Genomic DNA, 21,323 nt, shown 5'->3' with positions numbered 1-21,323 from the left:
AAATCCTCTGCTGTGAAGCAGGGGATTTTTTTTAACCCTCTGAAAACACTCAACCATTTTAGTCATACCATTCTACTATAAGAAACAAAACTCTATTGAGATCACAGTTATGTAAAATGTTTGTTAAACAAAGTCAATCATTGTGTATATTTTGAATAATTGCCTTTTCAGGCGACTATTATTCCTTATACTTGCTGTGCAAACACATTTAATTCCTAATAAAGATAAATAATATAGGTCTATTATGGATACAAATAAAACAGGGTTATGGCGAGTTATTAGCCAAGGTAGTCTAGTCAAGCAGATACTGGTTGGCTTGATAGCAGGTATTTTGCTTGCATGGTTATGGCCATCTGCTGCAAAAAATGTCGGGTTGTTAGGGGATTTATTCGTTAGTGCATTAAAGGCTGTTGCGCCTGTATTAGTATGGGTGTTAGTGATGTCATCTATTGCTAACCACCGTCAAGGGCAAAAAACCAATATCAAACCTATACTGGTCTTGTATATTTTGGGAACATTTTTTGCCGCGGTTGTCGCCGTTATTGGTTCTTTTCTATTTCCATCAAATTTAGTGTTAGTGGTCGGTGATACACAGCTAAATCCACCGGGAAATATTGCTGAAGTGTTAAAAGGTTTGCTAATCAATATATTTTCGAACCCTATCGATGCACTGATTAAGGGCAATTATATTGGTATTTTAGCGTGGGCGATTGGGTTGGGTATTGCATTGCGCCATGCAAATGAAACCACAAAAAATTTAGTTCATGATTTTTCTAATGCAGTAACACAACTGGTACGTGTTGTGATCCGTTTAGCGCCTTTAGGGATTTTTGGCTTAGTTGCTTCTACGATCGCAACGACAGGTTTTTCAACCTTAAAAGGTTATATCCACGTTCTCGCTGTTTTAATTGGCTGTATGTTGGTCGTTGCTTTTATTGTTAACCCACTGATTGTTTATTGGAAAATGAAACGCAACCCATATCCATTAGTTTTAGCTTGCTTACGTGAAAGCGGGGTAACTGCATTCTTTACACGTAGTTCAGCAGCGAATATCCCTGTAAATATGGGGATGTGTCGTCGTATGAATTTACACGAAGATACCTACTCTGTTTCTATTCCATTAGGTGCAACCATCAATATGGCAGGCGCTGCGGTAACAATTACGGTATTGACGCTAGCCGCTGTGCACACTTTAGGTGTACCAGTGGATATCCCAACGGCACTGTTATTAAGTGTGGTTGCTGCGGTGTGTGCATGTGGCGCATCAGGCGTTGCCGGCGGTTCACTATTACTGATCCCATTAGCTTGTAACATGTTCGGTATTTCAAATGAAATTGCGATGCAAGTGGTCGCGGTTGGTGTGATGATTGGCGTATTACAGGATTCAGCAGAAACGGCGCTTAACTCTTCAACTGACGTGTTATTTACTGCAGCGGTGTGCTTAGCGGAAGATGAGAAACTGGCTAACGCTGAATCGCGGCTATCTCATCGTGATTAATTGTTAATTAAATATATTTTGAAAGGGCAGAGACAGCGAAAGTGAACTCTGCCCTGATTTTAGTGGGTTATTGAGTTAAAACTCATTACGTAAGCGGCTATAACCTTCGACTAACTGCACATTAGTTGCGGCAACTTCTTCTGAAAATTGCAAAGAGGCGCGGTCAACTTGTTTAAACTGAGATAAATCACTGTGGGCATTTACATGTACGCAGGATGGAATATATAAAGCAGGGGGTAGTGTTAAACCATCAACAACAGCGTTATAGCGAACAACACAGTTTTCCCCAATTTTGCAATTAAATAGAACGCTATTAAAACCAATAAATACTCGTGTAGCAATATTACAAGGGCCATGGACAATGGCACGATGTGCTATTGAAGTATGTGAGCCAATTTGTACTCCAGCCCCACTTTTAGAATGGATAACAACACCATCTTGAATATTTGAATGTGGGCCTATTACTATCGGTGACATATCCCCCTCTTCATTGAGTTCATCAGCTCGGATGACTGCATATGGGCCGATATACACGTAATCTTCAACAATGACTTTGCCACAAATAATTGCAGTAGGGTCGATATAGGCTTTTTCTGAAATAACAGGGGAGTGTCCTGATGGGTTTTTACGCAGCATGAGTACTCCGTTTCCAGTGAGTGTGAACAACTGCATTATGTGCATGTAAACTTTCTTGATGCTCTATATTAATGTTCACTTCGTCATAGTGACATTGATGACGAAAAGCCATGACAAGTTTTCTCGCTGCATCTTCACAAAACATCAGGTTTTGGGCATTTGCGATAGCGAAAGCTTGTTCATCATTACGTTTAACAACAGTTTGTACAGGTGTTGAAAGCACGTTTTCAATTTGATTAATTAATTCAATGATGGGAAATATTTTATGACTAGCTTTCAACGCTATGGTTACCCATGCCCAGCTGCGTTGGCTATGTGGTGTAGCGGGTAACCCATTTTTAGCTAGCCAGTTGAAAACTTGAGTGGGATATAATGGTTGTGCCTCGTCCTCAAATTCAATAGCAAATTGTTGTTGAATTACTTGGGTACTGAGTGCCGTGGCACTAGGACATGTCGATGAATAAGGAACCCCAACTTTTAAACAGATAATAAATGATTTGTTGAAATTTGCATTTATTTCAAATGGATATGCTTTCCATCCATGCTGGTGAGAAACTAAAGAAGGGCGAGATAATAAAATATCGCCATAAAGTCGAAGAGATGACTTCGATGATACATGGCTATGGGATATTAAAATCTGCTCGAGAGCCTGTTGAATCAAATTGGGGGTTAGTTCATGCTGTGTGAGTCCATCTAAGGTCTGATACAGCCGGGACATGTGTATTCCTTTCTGTCCTTGTAAATCAGTACCGACATCAACAAGTGCGTTGATTGGACGACCCGCTATCTCAATAGGTAAAGCAATCCCTGTCATACCGACCCAGTCTAGCTTGATATTGCTATAAATATCATTTTCATTTTGCGCATCCGGTAAAGATGAACAACGTAATTCAGTTGATACTGTCATAACCCCTCAGCCATTCTTAATTTATAAATAGTAGTTATGTTATAACATAACAATTGTTTAGGGTGAAGAAAAAGAGGTATAAATATCAGTTAGGTTAAGGAGTGCAGTTCCCCCTTAGATAAAAGGCTCACCTTAGGGGGATATGAAGAGGCTAAATCTGATATGCGGTTTTCATCCCTTGCTCAATTGCTCGGCGGGCATCCAGTTCTGCAGCAACATCCGCACCGCCAATCACATGGGCATTGATCCCGTGTTCTGCTAGTTGTTTTTTTAATGGGCGGTAAGGCTCTTGCCCTGCACACAAAATGACATTATCAACGGACAGGCACTGTGTTTTATCTTGATAGCGAATATGGAGCCCTTCGTCATCAACTCGCATGTATTCCACGCCATTTAGCATTTGAACACCGCGTTTCATTAGTGATAAACGATGTACCCAACCGGTTGTTTTACCGAGGCCTGCTCCCACTTTACTGTTTTTCCGTTGTAATAAATACAATTGACGAGCTGATGCCATAGGGACTTTTTGTGGGGGGAATACACCACCTTTAGAATGAATTGTGGTATCAATATTCCACTCTTTATTAAAGAGTGAATTATCTAAACTGCTGCTTTTCCCTTCTTGGGTTAGCAATTCAGCAACATCAAAGCCAATCCCTCCAGCGCCAATAATAGCGACACTTTTTCCAACAGAGCGTTGTTTGGTGATGACATCGATATAGGAAATGACTTTATGGTGATCAACCCCTTCGAGCTGGATTTTTCGTGGGATGACACCCGTTGCAATAATGACTTCATCAAACCCCGATAAACAGTCAACATCGGCTTGTTGTTCAAGGCGTACATCAACATTCAATAATTGTAATTGGCGGCAAAAGTAACGGATGGTTTCATGGAATTCTTCTTTGCCAGGTATCTGTTTAGCGAGGTTAAATTGGCCACCTATATGGTTAGATTTTTCAAACAAAGTGACACGATGCCCACGCTTTGCCGCGTAAATTGCACAAGATAACCCAGCGGGCCCAGCACCAACAATCGCAACGGATTTGCTCAGTGCGGCTTTTTCGTTGGGATAATCCATTTCCCTAACAGCTTGTGGGTTAACTAAACAACTGGCCAGTTTTCCACTAAAAATCAGGTCGAGACAGGCTTGGTTGCAACCAATGCAAGTGTTAATTTCATCTGCTCGATTTTCTGCGGCTTTACGAACAAACGCTTCATCAGCTAGAAATGGCCGAGCCATTGAAACCATATCCGCTTGGTGATTGGCAATAATATGTTCTGCAACAAAAGGATCATTGATGCGGTTAGTGGTTATCAGTGGAATATTCACTTTCCCCATTAATTTTTGCGTAACCCAACTAAATGCACTGCGGGGAACTTGCGTTGCTATCGTCGGTACCCGAGCTTCGTGCCAACCAATACCGGTGTTGATCATACTCGCACCCGCGTTTTCAATTTGTTTGGCAAGTAATTCAATCTCTTCCCACGTTGAGCCATCTTCAACTAAATCCAGCATGGAAAGCCGGTAAATAATAATAAAGTTAGCGCCAACGGCTTCCCGTATTCGCCGTACGATTTCAATGGGAAAACGAATTCGGTTTGTGTAACTTCCACCCCATTCATCGGTTCTATGGTTGGTACGTTTGGTGATAAATTGGTTAATTAAATAACCTTCGGATCCCATAATTTCGACACCATCATAGCCAGCTTGTTGAGCTAGCTTGGCTGTTGTCACGAAGTCATCAATCGTTTTTTCAACTTCATCAGTTGAGAGTTCTCGGGGGGCGAATGGAATAATCTCTGCTTGAATAGGACTTGGTGCAACTAATTTAGGATGCAAGCCATAACGCCCTGCATGTAAGATTTGTAAGGCGATTTTACCGTCAGCTTGGTGGACGGCATCCGTGATTTGTTGATGAAATAAAAGCTGGTTTTTATCGTTTAATACTGCGCCATGAGCGGTAAGCGCCCCTTCTGGATTGGGGGCGATACCACCGGTAATGATCAGACTGACACCATTTTCAGCGCGTAGGCGGTAAAAATGTGCTAGCCGCTCGCTGCCTTGTGGGTGCTCTTCGAGCCCAGTATGCATTGAACCCATCAAAATACGGTTTTTTAGCACGGTATGGCCTAAATCTAGCGGGGTAAAAAGGTGTGGAAAATTGCTCATTATTATACTCCCATTCGGGATTTCATTAACAGGTCAGATGAGTTAACTGTAGCGTAATGAAGCTGAAATTTGGTAAAGATGTTAAAATTTTGTGATTTTTATCATATGTTTTCGGTTAAATAGCTGAGTGTCATAAAAAAATAGGTGTTTTTTTATTTTTATGTCATAAACAGAGATTAAAAAAAGAGACACACAGCATAAAGAACGATATAGGGGAAGCCATGATGAAAGAGATTTGCCAAGCTATTACTTTAGAAGGTGAATACGTTCGCCTTGAACCTCTATCCCACCAATATGATGTCGAACTGGCAGATATCATTCGACGAGATGGGTTGAATAATTTGTGGTATGCCTTAGTTCCTGAGCCTGAGCATTTCTCTCAAGATGTGGAAAAGCGCCTGGAAAATTTCCAGAAAAAGGAATGCTTACCTTTTGTGGTGATCGATAAACAAAGCGGTAAACCAGTTGGTATTACTTCTTACAATCGTGTGGACCATGCAGTAAGGCGGGTTGAAATCGGAGCCACTTGGTATGGAATAGAAGTACAACGCACCGCATTAAATACAGAAGCTAAATATTTGCTATTAAAGCATGCTTTTGAAGAATTAAATTGCGTTGCAGTGGAGTTTCGTACACATATTTTAAATAGCCAAAGTCGTCGAGCCATTGAACGGTTAGGGGCTAAGCTCGATGGTATCTTGCGCAATCATATGAAAACTAAAACGGGTGAACTGCGTGATAGCTGTGTATATAGCATTATCGAGTCAGAGTGGCCGTCAGTAAAACACCACTTAGAATGGCAGATGGTGAAACCGCGCTAAGGTTAGCTGTAGGTAAGTCGCCCACCGAAAGGTGGGCGATATTAGCTATAAATACTCATGCATGGGTTTGGTCATAAACACATTATTTGGCATTTTTTCTGTGGTGGTATAGCCAGCAGGGCTATTAATCAGTGCAGGAATACGGTTCACTAAATTTGCACAGGTTAATTCTACGGTTGCTGGGTTATTCACCTCAATTGAGGTGTCAGGTTCACCAATTAACTGCCAGCTATTTTTATCGCACTCATCCGCTGTTAAGATTTTCCCAATACACTCTGTTTCGAGGGTAATACCTTCTGCGGTTTCGGTGATTACCACTGCAGATAAGCCTAATACATCCCCTTTTTTCACGGTCATTTTGAGGGTATCGGAGTAAATATCTTGTTGGGCAATTTGCGGTACACAGCGCTGAGTTTGGCTGGTGATCGTTAACCCAAGTCGGCTGCATAACCAACCATTTTGTGTCCACATATACGGTGGTGCATATTCACCGCTTTCAATTTTCTGCGAAATAACATCGTAAGGTAAGTCGTTATAGTTACCAATTTGTTTGTCGAACTCGTCAACGGTTAAACCCGCGCCGTGGCCGACAGCGAGAGCGATACCGTAATCTTCAACGTTATAGCAGCTAGAACCTTTAATTTTCACCAATTTGTGCATGGAGCCTGCTAAAGTGTCAATGAGCACCCCCCAAAACATATCTGGGTAGCCACTTCCTGCAAGGGTACAATTATTTTCTTTGGCTAATGCATCAAGCTTTTGTGTAATTTCAGGTGATGAATTCCATGGATAAAGGGCTTCTTCTCCGGTTGAAATAGCGTTTACACCATGACGTGCAAATAAGGAGAATGCATATTCTAAATCAGCCATGGTACTCAATGTTGCGATGATGCCAACATCAGGTTTTAATATTTCGAGGGTTTTATCCGCTTCATGTAGCGGCTGTACTTTTACCCCTGATGGCGTCGTTCCTGCAATTTCACCTATATCTTTACCAATAACGGTTTCATTGATATCAAAAGCCGCCACAACTTCAGCACCATGTTCTTGCAAGTAACGGATCAAAAATTTACCCATTTTTCCGCAACCATATTGAACTGCATGTACTTTTTTCATCATTTTTGTCCTATATGCGAATTATCTATAGACCATATTGTGAGATCTGAATGTAAAAAATATTGTTTTATATCAATTAGTTGAATAAAGAATTTTTAATAAATTTAGTTGTCATTATGATGTTGTTTTTATTATTAATTTGATATTGGTAAAAGTTAAATATAGATAAGGTGTGAGAAACTGATTTAAATAAAAAATAGTAGGGCTCATTAAAATTGCAGAAAACGACTTTCAAATGATAGCAATTGATTATGCTATCGCATTGAATTATAAGAGGGGTGATTGAGTTGAACACAATTTCAGCATACGGTTTCGAAACACTAGACCTAAGCTAAAACTACACGTATAATCCTTCCCACTTTGGCCCCTTAGCTCAGTTGGTTAGAGCAGTCGACTCATAATCGATTGGTCACTGGTTCAAGTCCAGTAGGGGCCACCAAATTTTAGCTGTTAAATCAGCACATTAAGCCACTTTGTAAAAAGTGGCTTTTTTTGTATCTAAAAGCCAATGGCGACAAAATGGCGACAGAGACTTTTAATATTAAATTGATTTCTTGGAACATCTAATGACTTTTTCAGACAAGTTAACAATATTTGGTATCGTATTCGGTTTAATAATGACTGTTTCACCTTATTTATTTGGTATAAAAGGCAAGCGTCGCAAAAATATCCGAAGAAAATCTGAACTATTAAGAATGCGAAATTGGAATAACCTTGGTGATTTAACATATGAACATCCATATCCAGCAATAGAGATTAATGTTGAATCCTCTGATCACAATGGTGTTATCCAAGGAACGATCACTAATTGTGAATGTGAGAGTGACTCAACATATGATTTTCTATTTGAAGGAAAATTAAATCATAAAGGGGTTGCGTACATTAATATTCAAATTCAAATAGGGCATAGAAGAGTTAATGTTGGGAAAGCAAAAATAGTATATAGAGAGTCGGATAATACTTTAGATTATTACTATATTTCAGGTCATAAAGACAACCCTAGTATATCTTGGGAAGTAGCATTACCAAGATTTAATACTTTTGGTTTAATTGGCTGTTAGTGATTTCAGTTTTTATCTCCCATTAAGCCGCATCGCTACTGACTTTTTGAAATTATGCGGTTGATATCGCAATCAAGCCAAACCCACGTAAAATAGAAATTTATTTTATCTTTCATTGCGTTGTGTTTTTAACGCGATCCATTTAGTGATCCAAAAACTGAAATTTCCTGAAATTCTTTTCAATCATTTCAGTTTGATATTTTCGGCAACTCACTAGCGTTGGCGCGGCTTGGCGATATGCTTTGTAGGATTTCGAAACTGAAATAAAGTTTAGATCCAAAACGCGCAGGCGGGTGCGATGTAGTGCATTTTACGTGGTAGGTAACTTTATTTCGTGGGGTAGCGCTGCATCAGCACTATGTTATTGATGTGATCCAAATGAAAGGTTGCTTGATGTGGTTTGACTGTTGGTAGGCTGTAGATCGCATATAGGCTTACCTATGATGGGCTACAAATATTAAAGGCTACCGATGGTAATCGGTAGCCTTAGTTACGATCCGATTATAAGAAATAACGGATTAATTCTAGTGTTGGTAAAACAACGGCTAGAACCATGATTGTGATGTCTAACATCTCTTTCATACGTATACCTTCCATGGATAGATACATGGAAAGCCGATAGCCCTAACTTTTGCCTTTAAATTGCCTGTCCAGTTAGGCTTCTCAGTGTTAGCTTTGAAATATCGGACTTCCAGTCTAAGGCTATGAATCACCACCACATGTTATTCATTCAGGGCTTAACTTCTCGTTTGTAACGAGAAGCTGAAATTCCGTTTTCAGATATTGATAAAAGAATACCAATATTTAATTAGACTGTAGTCCAAGTTAAGCAACATTGATGATTATATGATCATTTCTTATTTATTCAATGAATGCTAGTCACATTTACTTACAAACAAAAAAACTCAACTGGTAAGGTTGAGTTTTTTGTATATGCAATTGCTTGCATGAAAGTCCGATATTTCAAAGCTAACAATGCAAGTTTAATCTTTTTTTGTTCACATCTCAACCAATAACTGGCTGATATTTCTCTTTCAAACCATCTGACTTAGTTGCCGTACCTTTGATGGTATCGGCATTCAATGGCGTTCCCGTATTGTGGTGGCTGTGGTTGGCGGTGAGTTCGGCCAACTCTTTTACGATATCCAGTGTATCAATCATCAACTGTGCCACGTTAATTTCTTGGCTACCAATCCAAACAACCGGCGCAATGATTTCTTGTTTAGTACCCGCGATACTTTGCTTAAGTGCGCCTACCTTTTCAATCAGCTTTTGGCCAATAGTGAGTGTGGCATCTTCGACAATATGAATATTAGCATTTCGATTAATACTTGCCACAAAGCTGCCCTTTGATGCAATGCTGTAATCACCGTCGGCTATCTGTTGGATAGCCCCTGCCAGTAATGTTGCGGTACCGAGTACCATCGTTTTGTCGGTGGCTTGAATAGTGGTGTCTCGGGTGACCATCGGCAATCATGTCGTGGATGGTTGATTTTGAAACCTCTGAGTGTTGGCTAAATGCCTAAACTGTGGGGTAAGGGGATGGAATGTTAATTGAAATTGTGGGTTTCATAAGGCAAAATCGCCTATTCGTATTTTATCTGGTCACATCCAGTTTCATTCGTTTTAGCTACAAAATAAGGTGTTTTCACTTCGAATTTAGCTACAAGCTAAACTAATTGTAGTTTTTAGCGAATTTGACGTAATGGCTATGGGAAAATTTAATTTAGAGATGTTTGGCGAAAGCGCACCAGTTCTTGATCGTATCATTGAAGTATACGGCTTCAGCTCTAAGTTGATGCTCGCACAGCACTTTGAAATGGCTTCTAGTAGCCTTGTGTGTAGATACAAGAGAGATAACTTTTCGGCTGATTTGGTTGTGCGCTGTGTCGCTGAGACAGGGGCAAGATGGTCAGAAGCTGAAAATTTAACCGCCATACAGATTCGCAATAATACAGTGACCTTTACCAAGACAAAAGGGAAGCGTAACCGTTCTATTCCTATCAGCGAAGAATTAATTGCAGAATTACCGAAAGGTAAAGGTTCTAAGCGGTTATTTAAGTCTTGTTATTCTGCGTTTCGTTCTGCATTAAAACGTACAGGTATTGAGTTACCAGAACGACAGTCATCACATGTTTTACGCCACACCTTTGCATCTCACTTTATGATGTCCGGTGGAAATATTTTAGTATTACAAAGAATCCTTGGTCATACCGATATCAAAATGACAATGCGTTATGCCCATTTCGCCCCAGATCATCTTAATGATGCACTGGTTTATAATCCTTTGGTGAAGTTGAAGATATGAGCTTAGTAATTTATATCGTTATTTCTCTATGTGTCGCTTTCTGGGTATGGAAGAAAAAAGAGCATTTTTCATTAAATTCAGATAGTTTACAAAAACAATGGCTTTTTCGATTAGCTATTCTTTTCCCTTTAATTTCTAGCCTTTATTTTATGATTTGGCTTGGTTCATCATATCCGTTCCGGTGGGATGCTATAGGTTATAATAGCTTTTTGGATATCAATAAATTCTCATTAGGTATTCTAGCATTATCACCAATATTAGGTGCTTTTGTTGTATATGCTCATCGTTCTATTCAAATGGCTAAACAAATAGAATTAACTGAAAAAAAGAATAAAGTAGATTTATACTTTTCAGAAAGAAAAAATATAAATGAACTACTATCATCAGTTAAGACCTTGAATGGTGAGGAAATTATCCAAACTAATTTATTGTATATGAAAGCATTTGATTTGAAAAGTAATTATAATGATACTGAAAATACAGATTTTTATGAGTATTTGAATGAATCTATTTCTTTAATTTCACATAAATTTTTAATCATCAGAGATGATATAACGGATGTGGAAAATTTTAAGACAGGGAATATGGGAGTAGGTTTCAATCAATTCCCTATTAATATAGAAATAATAAGAATTTCAAATTTAATTAATACAATTAAAGAGTATCTAAACTTTAAGATTAACAAAGATCTTGATTTAGTTAGTAAATGTAGTCAATTTCTAACTGACAAACGTGAAGATATACAAAAGGATAATAGTAATTTTTTCAATGTAATGTACACTTTTATGGTAGCTAGCGAAGTATATTCTTTTTTGAATTCAATCAAAGAAGTTGTGTTGATTTTGTCTTCAGATAAAAATATTGACTGTGTTCTTCCAAATTTTACAGAAGCATTGTGTAGTTTTTCTCTAGGGTCTTTTAGTATAGGATTAGTTGATGATGGCGACAAACTGGCGGCAGAGAACCAGAACCCTCCTGAATAACCATCAGTCACCGTTTTCTATCCTTTTGATAAATATGTAATTTATTGATTTGTAAAGGGTAGGGAACGTACTCATAATCGATTGGTCACTGGTTCAAGTCCAGTAGGGGCCACCAAATTTTAGCTGTTAAATCAGCACATTAAGCCACTTTTAACGAAGTGGCTTTTTTGTGTCTGAAACATATCACGCTAATGGCTCCCTAAAATACTTTTGTAATTCATCTCAGCTTTTAATTTCTTGTTAATCCATATATTTACTGACTTTTTGAAATTATGTGAGGGATGTTGTAATCCTTTTGTGGCCTAAAAATTGAAATCATTTTTATATCTTTAAGCTTGATAACGTTTGTAGAACTCTAGTGCTAACAAGACATTGTGAAATGTTTTATACCTCCCAAATGTGCCAGAAGATTGAACAGGATCTCGTTATTTTGTATTAATACATCACTAAGCTTGATATAACCTATTTAGGTTATTTTAAAATTAAATTAATTTATGCATATAAGGGGGTGTATATGGAAAATAAGCTTAACAACAATGAGCAACAGAATGCGCTGGATATTCAGTTTATGACGCAGGCTTTAGCCTTAGCAACGGATGCGGCGAAAAATGGTAATGAACCCTTTGGTGCGGTATTGGTTAAAAATAACCAAGTCGTTATGACTGGTGAAAATCATATTCATACGGAAAGTGACCCAACCTATCATGCGGAGTTAGGTCTCATACGCCAGTATTGTTCTGAACATAAAGTCATGGATTTATCCGATTATACGCTGTATACCAGTTGTGAGCCGTGTTGTATGTGTTCCGGTGCAATGGTATGGAGCCAATTAGGTCGGATGGTTTATAGCCTTTCTCATGATGAACTTGCCGAGATTGCCGGTTTTAATATCATGCTGGGGAGTGATGAAATCTTTGACAAAAGCCCCTTTAAACCTGAAGTGGTTAAAGGCATCTTAAAAGAGCAAGCGATTTCTATTTATACGCAATATTTTAAGCCAAATTTATAACCTTAGTTGGGTGATCTAGTCCCTAACTATAATAATTTAAAAAGCAGATGGCTTTAATCATTTATATCATTATCTATCAATGAAGTAGGGTGGCTTGTGCCACCCGTATTAGTTTGAAAGTTAAAATAATTTTTTCTGTGGTGGGCCTGAGAAATTCATTTTGCCAATGCTATTCATTAACACTTCAACGACAACAGGTTGCTTCAAATCGACGGCTTGGCGTAGTGTTGATTCGAAATCTGTAGCTTTATCTATCGTAAATGCCTGAATCCCCATAGATTGAGCGAGTTGGCTAAATGAAGGCGTGAGTAACTCATTATAGTATTGGCGGTCTGAAAAATATTTTTCCTGAATACCTCGCATTACGCCATAACCTTGGTCATTCATAATAATCAGAACAATGGGGAGCTGCTCTTGTGCCATGGTGGCCAATTCACCTATGCCTAACATTAACCCGCCATCACCCACTAAGCCAATAACAGGCACATTCGGATTTGCTTTGGCACTGCCAATTGCCATAGCGAGTCCTAGACCAATCGCACCGGCTAATGAGTGAATGTTGTGCATTGGTTGGGTCGCTTTGAGTAAACGGCTTCCCCATAAACTCCCTGATACCGTAATGTCTCGGACAAAAATACCGTTACTCGGTAAGACTTGCTCCACGGCATCACTGAGTTGGCTATAAGGGCCACATTGTTGCCTGAGTTGCTCTTCTGCCTGCTGTACGGCCTCTTGCACTTGTTTTTTCCACTGAGTAGAGATAGGGCGCTTGGCTTGTTCAATTTTATCGGCAAGTGCTTCAAGTAAACTTTTGCAATCCCCAGTTACGGTTAAGTCGGCTAAATAGTTGCGATTGGCTGCGAGTGGGTTTATATCGATTTGTATGATGGGATGTGGCAAAGGTAATGACCATGTTTTGGTTTCATTACTGCGTAAACGCGAGCCAGCGACGATGGTTGAATCACATGAACGCAGTAATGCATCAATGGAATCTGCATTATGAAAAGCACGTAAGCTGAATGGGTGGTCATCCGATAAAATACCTCGCCCATGGGTGCTGCTGATGACGGCAATCCCCGCATCAGCAAGGCGTTTGACAGCATCTTTTGCTTGTAGAGCACCTGCGCCAACCCATAATAGAGGCTGTGTAGCGTGTTGAAGTTTATCCCAAATTGCATTGACTAGCGATGTACAACAGTCAGGCAGCGTAGAAGGGGGAAGTGGCACACTGAGCACAGATAATGGCACTTGCGCACTTTGAATATCAATTGGAATTTCGATAGAGACAGGGCCGCAAGGTATCGTTTGAGCAACCTGAATGGCTTTATGTAGAGTGGCAACGGCTTGTTCGGGGGCATGAACACGAAAAGCTTGCTTAGAACTCGAACGTAAAAAGCCGAGTTGGTCATGGGTTTCATGAATAAACCCTGCGTCCATATCCAGATAAGCTTTTTCAACTTGCCCAGTAATATGGACCATGGGGGAGCATGCATTCATGGCTTCAATCATTGAGCCAACAGCATTCCCAGCTCCTGCTCCCGTACTGGTTAACGCTACCCCTAATCCAGTAAAACGGCTATGTGCATCCGCCATGGTAACGGCTCCTGCCTCCCCACGACTTGGCGTAAAATCAATCACTTTTCGGCGCCCGATAGCATCTGCTATGGGTAAATTATGAATTGAAATAACCCCATAAACCGTTGTGACTTGGTATTGTTCGAGTGTTCTGGCGATAGCTTCGCCAACTGTAATCATTTCAGACATTATGTTTTCCTCAATGCTGCCATAATCCGGTGACGGATTTGCTATTCACACCAACGGTTTGGTTGTGGGTTAAGTGCCAGAAATAGGCTTTTTTGTTGCATATAGGCTTTGAGGCTTTCAAGGCCTTTTTCGCGGCCAATGCCACTTTCTTTAAAGCCGCCAAATGGCGTTGAAATAGAAAAAACTTTATAGGTGTTGACCCAAACGGTTCCGACATCAAGGGCATCGGCGAGCTTAAACGCCCGAGTGTAATCTTTTGTCCAAATACCTGCTGCAAGCCCATAAACAGAATCATTAGCTTGTTGAATTAAATCGTCTTCATCATCAAATGGCATAACGACGAGTACGGGACCGAAAATTTCTTCTTGGCAAACAGTAGATTGGTTATTTAAGCCTTCAATAATCGTCGGTAAAAAATAGTTGCCATCTTGGAGTACAGGGTCAGCCGGTGCGGTTCCACCAATACGGATCCTCCCGCCTTGTTGTACGGCTTGTTCGACATAGTTTCTGACGCTGTCTCGGTGCGAAGGGGAGATTAATGGCCCCAAATGAACGCGCTCTTGCCTTGGGTCACCAATAATCAGGTTGCGGGTTAGTTGCGTTAATTTTTCCATAAAAGATGAGTAGATATCTTTAGCCACAAACAGGCGCGAACCCGCGATGCAGGCTTGCCCCATCGAACTAAAGATACCGTAGCAAACACCGTGTGCAGCAATATCAAGGTCAGCGTCTGACAACACGATAGTTGGGGATTTACCCCCAAGTTCGAGTGACGTGGTGATAAGTTTATCTGCCGCAATGTGAGCCAGTTGTCGTCCCGTATTGGTGCCACCCGTAAAGGAGATTTTTTTCACCAGAGGGTGGCGAACCAGTGCATCACCGACAATCGATCCCTTACCCGGGAGCACGCTCAATAGGCCGCTGGGTAAACCTGCTTGCTCAAATAGCTCAGCTAGTTTTAATGAAATTAGAGGCGTGGCTTCTGCGGGTTTTAAAATTACGGCGTTACCTGCGGCAAGGGCTGGGGCAATTTTTTGCATATCACTGGCAATCGGGGAGTTCCATGGCGTGATCGCAGCGATCACCCCGATAGGTTGGTAAGTACTTATCGTCATTAAGTCGGGCTGGCGGCGAGGAGGAAGCTCCCCGCTGGATACCTCACAAACAGCGGCAAAGTAACGTGCGGTGGCCGCTGCACTCATGACTAAACCACGCGCTTCTGCCCACGGTTTGCCGTTATCCAAAGTTTGTAATTGCGTTAAAGCTTCCCGCTGTTCGTCAATTAGTGTGCTAACTTTATATAAGATAGTGGCACGTTGATGTGCAGGCATATTGCGCCAAGTAGGCTCCCGCCACGCTTTATCTGCTGCGAGAACGGCCTCTTCAACATCGTCAAGGCTAGCACTGTTAAGGGTGGCAATTACCTGATTATCCCCCGGAAAACGCGACTGCATTTCAGGCCCGCGACCTTGCTGCCATTGGCCACCAACAAAAATATCCATGTTGTTCATTATTTGGCTCCTATTAAATAGCTTGCTGCCCAGCGACACGGCGACAAATTTCAACAGCACTTAAGGCCGCTAACATCGATGTTTTTGGGTTGGAAGGGAGAGGATTTCCATTGAGTTCAATATAGAAATGGCCAAAATCACCCGTAACATCAATGCGATGTGAATTGTGTGTGGTGTTTGGGTCAACAACTAATTGAACTTGTGTGGCATCCATCCCAATGCCATACAGCGCGACAGTGGCAGCGACATTGGCATTTGCGGGAAAATTCAGAGCCGCTTCACGAGCACTGCCACTAAAGAACACCGTAGGCTGTGTCACTTGTGACAAATCGACATAACGCTCAGCCGCGCCATTGCGCCAACTTGCGGGGCTTTTACGTGACTGGTAGGTCACCTGAGTGATATTGGCTTCTTTTGCCGCACGTAAGCCATCAAGCCCTGCAACAGCGCCAGTCAGTGGGATCAACTGGCTGTGGTGGCGTTGGGTTAAGGCGACCAAGTGTTGTTCAAAGTCCGTGTCTGCAAGTGCACCTGTAGAGATAATGGCCAGTGTCCAGCCTCTTTCTAGTACCGTTGGTGCATATTGCTTAACGGCTTGGTGCCCCGCGCACTCCAACACTAAATCAGGCGGCTCGATAATATTATCGAGGCTATCTATTGGTGTGACCGCTCCTTTAAAGCGTTCCAAGATAGCTTGGTGGTGATGAGGCCGAGCAATAATGTAGCGCAATGCTATCTCATCAGGTAAGCGAGTAATCACTTCTTGCGCCATTGCACCATAACCAATCAACATGAGTGTTTTCATCATTAAGTCCTTTAAATATGATGGCTAAAGCCACCAGAAACATCTAAAGCGGCACCCGAGGTAAACGACGCCATGGGAGAGGCTAGAAAGACTAAGGCACGCGCGGGCTCTTCGGGTTTTCCTAAACGTTGCATTGGTATGCCTCTTTTTTTAGCGATATCGCCAATCCACTGTTCCCAATCGAGATTTTTGTCACTACGATTATCGAAGCGACGTCGCCATTGGTCAGATTCGACCATGCCAAGTAAAATAGAGTTCACGCGGATCCCTTTAGGTAACAGTGTTTTCGACAAGTTTAGTGTCATGTTTAATAGTGCTGCTCGAGCTGCCGAGGTGGCGACCATATGCGGTTCAGGTTGTAAGGCCAGCAGTGAATTGACACAGGTAATAGAAGCAATATTTGATAGTTCTAAGAATGGCAAAAAAGCATTCACCGGGTTAATGACTCCAAATAGTTTGAGTTGGGCTTCATGTAACCACGCTTCTTCAGGGGTATCTGTATAGCTTGCGACATAGCCTTGCCCTGCGTTGTTAATCAGTAAGTCAACTTGGCCAAAGTGTTGATAAACCCGCTGAGCAAAGGCTTCTGTCTGTGCTTTTTCAAGGACATTACATTGCTGGGCGATAAATTCACCTTGAGGGTAAAGCTCGCGCAATGTTTTAAGCGTTTGTTGCAGCTTTTCATTATCACGGCCGCAAAAAGCGACTTTACAACCTTCGTCGAGTAGCAGTTTGACGGTTGCAAAGCCTATACCGGAGCTTCCTCCTGTCACGACAGCAACACGGTTATTTAACTGTAAATTCATGCGTTTTCCTTTATTCAGCTTGGCAATAGACCGTCTCTAAAAATTGTTGTAAATGATGATTAAAGGTGTCTGGTGCATCCAGATAACTGGCGTGTCCCGCTTGGTTAATTAGGAAATAAGGGCAATTTTTTTGTTGTGCGAGTCGCTCTACTTGTGCAGGTGGCGTAATGGTATCATCAGCCCCTACCAGCATTTCGATTGGCCCGTTATAATCCTTTAAATACAGATAGATATCGTCATGGGCTAACATCCAAGCTGCGGCAAGAAAGCCTTGGGGATTGAGTTTTTTCATATTCTGTCTAACCCAATCAATTTTTTCAGGGGCTGCGCTTGGTGATAACAGAGCTGCGGCTCGGTTTTGGGCGTAGGACTCTATTCCTGAATTAAATACAATGTCACGCCGTTGTTCATACACTGCATTTTGTTGTTCTGGGCTTTTAGTGGCATAGCCTTGAGCTGGGTTGGCTAAGAATAATCCTTTCACTTGTTGCGGATATTGTGATGCGAAAGCACTCGCCATCAATGCGCCGAGTGAATGCCCAACTAAAACAACCTGTTGTAGTTCTAACCTATCAATGAATGTTTTTAGTGCCTTCGCATAGTCAATAGCCGTTGGGGTTTGTGTATTTAGCGCTGAGCTACCTGAATAACCTGGGGCATCCCAACTGAATAGCTGATAGTGGTCAGTTAGTGATGAAGAGGCCAATTGGCTTACCCATGAGGCAGAGCCGGAGCTAATTCCATGCAGTAAAACCACCGCATTTCCATGGCCAGAACTGCGCCAATTGAGACGATATTGGCCAAAATCAGCCAGTTGCTGTGCGGGGAGTTTTTCGATTAGCAAATTCATCACTGATAGCTCCGACTAATTACGTTTAACTTTAGATAACGGGTGATCTTCTGGATACGTTGGAATTGCAGGCTTTGGTGTGCCTATCATGACGCACATTAACGCCTCTTCTTCCCCGTGGTTAAATAGGCCACGATAAATCCCTGCAGGAACTGAAATTAGGTCGCGTTCTTTAAGAACGGTTTCATATTCTTCATCGCCATCTTTTACAAACAACGTGATAGTGCCTTTCAACATAAAGAACACTTCTTCAACATCGGGATGTAGGTGTAATGGGCCTTCGCATTTGGCAGGAAGAACCATTGTGGAGAAGGTAAAGTTCTCTGCGGGAACGGTATTGACATCGTTAGAGACGCCAGTGGCTCCTGTTCCGATATAGCGCATTTGGGCTCGACGATATTTAGGGTCGTAATCCGCTTGGAATTTCAGGGCATTCCAGTCGTATTTACGGCCTTCAAGGCGGGCAATTCGTGACTCAATCCATTGTGCCATTGGCATATCTTGTGGTTTGATTTGAGGTTGTGACATGGTGTTATCTCCAATAAAAAATGAGTTAATATTTTTTCAGTAAAGGCAGTAGTAGTAAGCTGCCAACCAGACCAATAACTACGATGAATAACAGACCGCTATCCATAGTGTGAGTAACAGTGATCAGGACGCCCATAAGTAAAGGGGCGGCCGCGCCAGCGAGATTGCCGAGGCCATTGAAGATGCCTCCCGCTAATGCACTCACTTGTTTTTGTGTGGCTTTGGCAAGCAAGGCAAAGATATTCGGGGCACCGGCTCCCCACATAAACATGCTAAATGCCATCATAAGAATGATGCTGTAGGTCTCGGTAAGAAATAGCACCATTGCTAGCCCCAGTACGGCACCTAACAGAGAGATGAAGCACACTAGAGCTCGACGGTCATAACGATCAGATAGCCATGCACCGATGGCTTCACCAAATAACATGGCGATAAAAGGAAGGGAAGATAAGATCCCTGCATGCTCTAAGTGGATGGATTTCCCTTTAATTAAATAGCTTGGTAACCAGCCATTCATTCCCCAAAGATAAACAAGAAAAGCGATATTAAACATGCAGATAATCCAAAAATGGCTATTTTGGAATAAACGTTTTTTATGGGCTTTCATTGCGGCCAGTTGCTCTGCTGGAAGTGTTTCACCCGTTGTATTTTTCGTTTGTGCTTGGCGATTGACTAAATTAGGGTGACGGATGCCTATGACCACTAACCACCAAACGGGAACGGTAAAGGCCGCCATGACAAAAAATGTACTTTGCCAACCGAAGTTATTAAGTAAATACAATGAGATAGGAAATCCTAGCGCTGCACCTAACGGTGTGCCTAATAACCACATCATAGTGGCACGAGCTTGCATTTTTGGCGGAAAAGTACGGCGTACAATAGCGTATGCGATTGCTAACAAAGGCCCTTCAGCGATCCCCAATAAGACTCGAAGGAAAATCATCGTGCCGTAGTGGTGTGTGAATCCCATAAAAATCATGAGAAAACACCAGCTGCTGATCATAAATAACAGCATTTTGGTCGGGTGAAATTTGTCGCCAATACCACTTAATAGCATCGATGAAATGCCATAAGCGAATAAAAAGGCGCTCATCAGTAGCCCTAAACGGGTTGGGTCAAAATCAATTCCCAGCGCTTGTTGAAACTTTTCATCAGAAAACAGAGCGGCAATACTAATTTTGTCAAAGAAAGCCAGCAGTACACAGGAAAATAAGCCGATTGGGATGAGCCAATTGATCTTCTCAGGCACATCTTGTGCTGCTTGAGTATTTTCTGAATTTTTTAGGGTAATACTCTGATTAGCCATGTTATTTCTCCTTGCTGGCCACTATTTCAGTGACATCAGTGAAAATGTGGGATCAGCAAGTTGTGAGGGATCCAATTTACGGTGGCTCTGCATCCAACGTTTACCTAGCTTGATTGCCCGAGCATCATTAAAAGCAATCATTTGCACTAATTCATTAGCTTCACTTAATGAAAAATGCACCTCAGAATTAGCAGTATGACGTTGAATGTGTTTTAGTTTTTGTGAGGTTGGGACGCCTAAAATTTGGATATTGTCTTGGTATTGATCTGACCATAACCAAGCGAGTTCATTGAAGCCTTCAGAATGTGGGTTAAGCATGGCTTTTGCGGTCGTGATCGCTTGGTTCTGTGCATAAGCCCATGATTGTAAACATAAAGACAATGTGGGATGGCAAGCGACGTCGCCCGCAGCGTAAATATTTGGGTGAGAAGTCTGCCCTTGGTGATTAATCACAATACCGTGGGTAACATCAAGACCCGCTTCTTTGGCAAGTTCGAGATTTAATTCAACACCAATCCCCATAACAGCGAGATCGAAATTTTGCGAAGGCTGTTTTTGGCAACTAATTTGTAATCCACTTGTTGTCGGCTCGCCAAGTTCGATATCTCCACAATCGGTTATGACATGAACACCTGCTTGTGTGTGGCGTAATGCAAGAGCCTCTGAAACATTCTGCGGTACACTTCGTTCGCATAAGCGGCTTTGCCGCTCAAAAATGGCCACATCAATCCCCATTTTTCGAGCAGAAGCTGCAACTTCTAAGCCAATCCACCCACCGCCAATGATGGCCACTTTTTTTGCCTCAAGCAGCGCCGAGCGTAGTTGTTGTGCATCGTTCCATGACCGCAAGGCAAAGACTTGCGGGTGTTTCTGCCAATCACTTGAGAGGTAACGGGGACGCCCGCCAGTGGCAAGTAACAGTTTTTCAAATGTCACAATGCGGCCATCATTGAGGTGGATCCATTTTGTTTTCGTATCAATTTTAGTGGCGCGAACTGGACGAAACCATTGTAAATTTAAGGCCTGAGTTGCTTCTTCACTGAATAATCGTGATAGTGCAAAGCTCTCTTGGGTGAGTGCAGCTTTAGATAGAGGTGGACGCTCATAAAAATCATGGTCTTCATCACTGATCACACTGATTGTGCCTTGGTAACCTTCATCGCGTAAAGTTTTTGTCGCCCAACCACCTGCTTGTCCACCACCGATAATGACGATACCGCCTTGGATTAAGGAGTTCATTA

The 21,323-nt window shown here is 41.7% G+C and carries 17 protein-coding genes, 1 tRNA gene and 2 pseudogenes; 7 read left to right on the top strand and 13 right to left on the bottom strand.

Translation table 11 applies throughout. The features are described 5' to 3' along the window. The first annotated feature begins 244 nt into the window (after positions 1–244). Positions 245–1,498: a serine/threonine transporter SstT gene (gene sstT / locus M1F26_RS15250; RefSeq protein ID WP_140171517.1), complete on the top strand. Its 1,254-nt coding sequence runs from the start codon at positions 245–247 to the stop codon at positions 1,496–1,498. A gap of 75 nt (positions 1,499–1,573) precedes the next feature. On the opposite strand, the gene M1F26_RS15245 is transcribed toward sstT, so the two are convergent. The 3 genes from M1F26_RS15245 to M1F26_RS15235 form a co-directional block, all read right to left on the bottom strand. Beyond that, on the bottom strand, positions 1,574–2,134 hold the full coding sequence (locus tag M1F26_RS15245) for a carbonate dehydratase (RefSeq protein WP_140171518.1): 561 nt from the start codon (positions 2,132–2,134) through the stop codon (positions 1,574–1,576). Then, entirely contained in the window at positions 2,124–3,041 is a 918-nt protein-coding gene (folE2, locus tag M1F26_RS15240) for a GTP cyclohydrolase FolE2 (RefSeq protein WP_140171519.1), read from the bottom strand. Before folE2 ends, M1F26_RS15245 begins: the two co-directional genes overlap by 11 nt. Before the next feature lie 151 nt (positions 3,042–3,192). Further along, positions 3,193–5,214, bottom strand: a complete 2,022-nt coding sequence (locus tag M1F26_RS15235; RefSeq protein WP_140171520.1) for an NADPH-dependent 2,4-dienoyl-CoA reductase — start codon at positions 5,212–5,214, stop codon at positions 3,193–3,195. A gap of 224 nt (positions 5,215–5,438) precedes the next feature. Between M1F26_RS15235 and M1F26_RS15230 the strand changes: the two genes are divergently transcribed. Further along, positions 5,439–6,035 (top strand): GNAT family N-acetyltransferase, encoded by a 597-nt coding sequence (locus M1F26_RS15230; protein ID WP_140171687.1) that lies wholly within the window; start codon positions 5,439–5,441, stop codon positions 6,033–6,035. Positions 6,036–6,080: 45 nt separating this feature from the next. Here M1F26_RS15230 and M1F26_RS15225 read toward each other — a convergent pair whose 3' ends face one another. Then, positions 6,081–7,154 (bottom strand): dihydrodipicolinate reductase, encoded by a 1,074-nt coding sequence (locus tag M1F26_RS15225; RefSeq protein WP_140171521.1) that lies wholly within the window; start codon positions 7,152–7,154, stop codon positions 6,081–6,083. 359 nt (positions 7,155–7,513) lie between these two features. On the opposite strand from M1F26_RS15225, the gene M1F26_RS15220 reads away from it, so the two are divergent. Then, a tRNA-Ile gene (locus tag M1F26_RS15220) sits at positions 7,514–7,590 on the top strand. A gap of 127 nt (positions 7,591–7,717) precedes the next feature. Beyond that, positions 7,718–8,212, top strand: coding sequence for a hypothetical protein (locus M1F26_RS15215; protein ID WP_140171522.1), 495 nt, complete (start codon positions 7,718–7,720; stop codon positions 8,210–8,212). Positions 8,213–9,217: 1,005 nt separating this feature from the next. Here the strand turns inward: M1F26_RS15215 and M1F26_RS15210 are convergent. Beyond that, positions 9,218–9,679: pseudogene (locus M1F26_RS15210) on the bottom strand (hypothetical protein); the annotation flags it as partial. A 343-nt stretch (positions 9,680–10,022) separates the two neighbouring features. On the opposite strand from M1F26_RS15210, the pseudogene M1F26_RS15205 reads away from it, so the two are divergent. The 3 genes and pseudogenes from M1F26_RS15205 to M1F26_RS15195 all read left to right on the top strand — a co-directional run. Continuing rightward, positions 10,023–10,520, top strand: a pseudogene (locus M1F26_RS15205) (tyrosine-type recombinase/integrase); the annotation flags it as partial. Further along, the gene (locus M1F26_RS15200; protein WP_140171525.1) at positions 10,517–11,503 is read left to right on the top strand and encodes a hypothetical protein; all 987 of its coding nucleotides are present in this window, start codon (positions 10,517–10,519) and stop codon (positions 11,501–11,503) included. The pseudogene M1F26_RS15205 and the gene M1F26_RS15200, both read left to right, overlap by 4 nt. 514 nt (positions 11,504–12,017) lie before the next feature. Next, the gene (locus tag M1F26_RS15195) at positions 12,018–12,512 is read left to right on the top strand and encodes a nucleoside deaminase (RefSeq protein ID WP_140171526.1); all 495 of its coding nucleotides are present in this window, start codon (positions 12,018–12,020) and stop codon (positions 12,510–12,512) included. A 120-nt stretch (positions 12,513–12,632) separates the two neighbouring features. Here M1F26_RS15195 and M1F26_RS15190 read toward each other — a convergent pair whose 3' ends face one another. From M1F26_RS15190 to M1F26_RS15155, 8 genes are read right to left on the bottom strand one after another with little or no spacing between them, the layout of a single operon-like run. Further along, complete coding sequence (locus M1F26_RS15190) at positions 12,633–14,276, bottom strand: thiamine pyrophosphate-binding protein (protein ID WP_140171527.1); 1,644 nt, start codon at positions 14,274–14,276, stop codon at positions 12,633–12,635. Between the two features lie 41 nt (positions 14,277–14,317). Continuing rightward, the gene (locus M1F26_RS15185) at positions 14,318–15,787 is read right to left on the bottom strand and encodes an aldehyde dehydrogenase (RefSeq protein WP_140171528.1); all 1,470 of its coding nucleotides are present in this window, start codon (positions 15,785–15,787) and stop codon (positions 14,318–14,320) included. A gap of 13 nt (positions 15,788–15,800) precedes the next feature. After that, positions 15,801–16,592 (bottom strand): aspartate dehydrogenase, encoded by a 792-nt coding sequence (locus M1F26_RS15180; RefSeq protein ID WP_140171529.1) that lies wholly within the window; start codon positions 16,590–16,592, stop codon positions 15,801–15,803. Between the two features lie 11 nt (positions 16,593–16,603). Beyond that, positions 16,604–17,398, bottom strand: a complete 795-nt coding sequence (locus M1F26_RS15175) for an SDR family oxidoreductase (protein WP_140171530.1) — start codon at positions 17,396–17,398, stop codon at positions 16,604–16,606. Positions 17,399–17,408: 10 nt separating this feature from the next. After that, positions 17,409–18,248 carry an alpha/beta fold hydrolase gene (locus M1F26_RS15170; RefSeq protein WP_140171688.1) on the bottom strand — a complete coding sequence of 280 codons (840 nt, stop codon included), beginning with the start codon at positions 18,246–18,248 and terminating at the stop codon, positions 17,409–17,411. A gap of 15 nt (positions 18,249–18,263) precedes the next feature. After that, entirely contained in the window at positions 18,264–18,776 is a 513-nt protein-coding gene (locus tag M1F26_RS15165) for a cupin domain-containing protein (RefSeq protein ID WP_233618402.1), read from the bottom strand. 25 nt (positions 18,777–18,801) lie between these two features. Next, entirely contained in the window at positions 18,802–20,082 is a 1,281-nt protein-coding gene (locus tag M1F26_RS15160) for an MFS transporter (protein WP_140171532.1), read from the bottom strand. 21 nt (positions 20,083–20,103) lie between these two features. After that, the gene (locus M1F26_RS15155) at positions 20,104–21,321 is read right to left on the bottom strand and encodes an NAD(P)/FAD-dependent oxidoreductase (RefSeq protein WP_140171533.1); all 1,218 of its coding nucleotides are present in this window, start codon (positions 21,319–21,321) and stop codon (positions 20,104–20,106) included. Between the last annotated feature and the right edge of the window lie 2 nt (positions 21,322–21,323).

Source organism: Providencia sp. PROV048, from assembly GCF_033688165.1.
Taxonomy (GTDB): Bacteria; Pseudomonadota; Gammaproteobacteria; order Enterobacterales; family Enterobacteriaceae; genus Providencia; species Providencia hangzhouensis.
This window is presented reverse-complemented; position numbering and strand designations above follow the sequence as displayed.

What these genes read in the sequence shown, in the direction of transcription:
- M1F26_RS15200 (WP_140171525.1), top strand. Translation starts at nt 10,517, where the DNA reads ATGAGCTTAGTAATTTATATCGTTATTTCTCTATGTGTCGCTTTCTGG.
- sstT (WP_140171517.1), top strand. Translation starts at nt 245, where the DNA reads ATGGATACAAATAAAACAGGGTTATGGCGAGTTATTAGCCAAGGTAGT.
- M1F26_RS15175 (WP_140171530.1), bottom strand. Translation starts at nt 17,398, where the DNA reads ATGAATTTACAGTTAAATAACCGTGTTGCTGTCGTGACAGGAGGAAGC.
- M1F26_RS15215 (WP_140171522.1), top strand. Translation starts at nt 7,718, where the DNA reads ATGACTTTTTCAGACAAGTTAACAATATTTGGTATCGTATTCGGTTTA.
- M1F26_RS15170 (WP_140171688.1), bottom strand. Translation starts at nt 18,248, where the DNA reads ATGAATTTGCTAATCGAAAAACTCCCCGCACAGCAACTGGCTGATTTT.
- M1F26_RS15225 (WP_140171521.1), bottom strand. Translation starts at nt 7,154, where the DNA reads ATGATGAAAAAAGTACATGCAGTTCAATATGGTTGCGGAAAAATGGGT.
- M1F26_RS15235 (WP_140171520.1), bottom strand. Translation starts at nt 5,214, where the DNA reads ATGAGCAATTTTCCACACCTTTTTACCCCGCTAGATTTAGGCCATACC.
- M1F26_RS15185 (WP_140171528.1), bottom strand. Translation starts at nt 15,787, where the DNA reads ATGAACAACATGGATATTTTTGTTGGTGGCCAATGGCAGCAAGGTCGC.
- M1F26_RS15165 (WP_233618402.1), bottom strand. Translation starts at nt 18,776, where the DNA reads ATGTCACAACCTCAAATCAAACCACAAGATATGCCAATGGCACAATGG.
- M1F26_RS15190 (WP_140171527.1), bottom strand. Translation starts at nt 14,276, where the DNA reads ATGTCTGAAATGATTACAGTTGGCGAAGCTATCGCCAGAACACTCGAA.
- M1F26_RS15245 (WP_140171518.1), bottom strand. Translation starts at nt 2,134, where the DNA reads ATGCTGCGTAAAAACCCATCAGGACACTCCCCTGTTATTTCAGAAAAA.
- M1F26_RS15180 (WP_140171529.1), bottom strand. Translation starts at nt 16,592, where the DNA reads ATGAAAACACTCATGTTGATTGGTTATGGTGCAATGGCGCAAGAAGTG.
- M1F26_RS15155 (WP_140171533.1), bottom strand. Translation starts at nt 21,321, where the DNA reads ATGAACTCCTTAATCCAAGGCGGTATCGTCATTATCGGTGGTGGACAA.
- M1F26_RS15230 (WP_140171687.1), top strand. Translation starts at nt 5,439, where the DNA reads ATGAAAGAGATTTGCCAAGCTATTACTTTAGAAGGTGAATACGTTCGC.
- M1F26_RS15160 (WP_140171532.1), bottom strand. Translation starts at nt 20,082, where the DNA reads ATGGCTAATCAGAGTATTACCCTAAAAAATTCAGAAAATACTCAAGCA.
- M1F26_RS15195 (WP_140171526.1), top strand. Translation starts at nt 12,018, where the DNA reads ATGGAAAATAAGCTTAACAACAATGAGCAACAGAATGCGCTGGATATT.
- folE2 (WP_140171519.1), bottom strand. Translation starts at nt 3,041, where the DNA reads ATGACAGTATCAACTGAATTACGTTGTTCATCTTTACCGGATGCGCAA.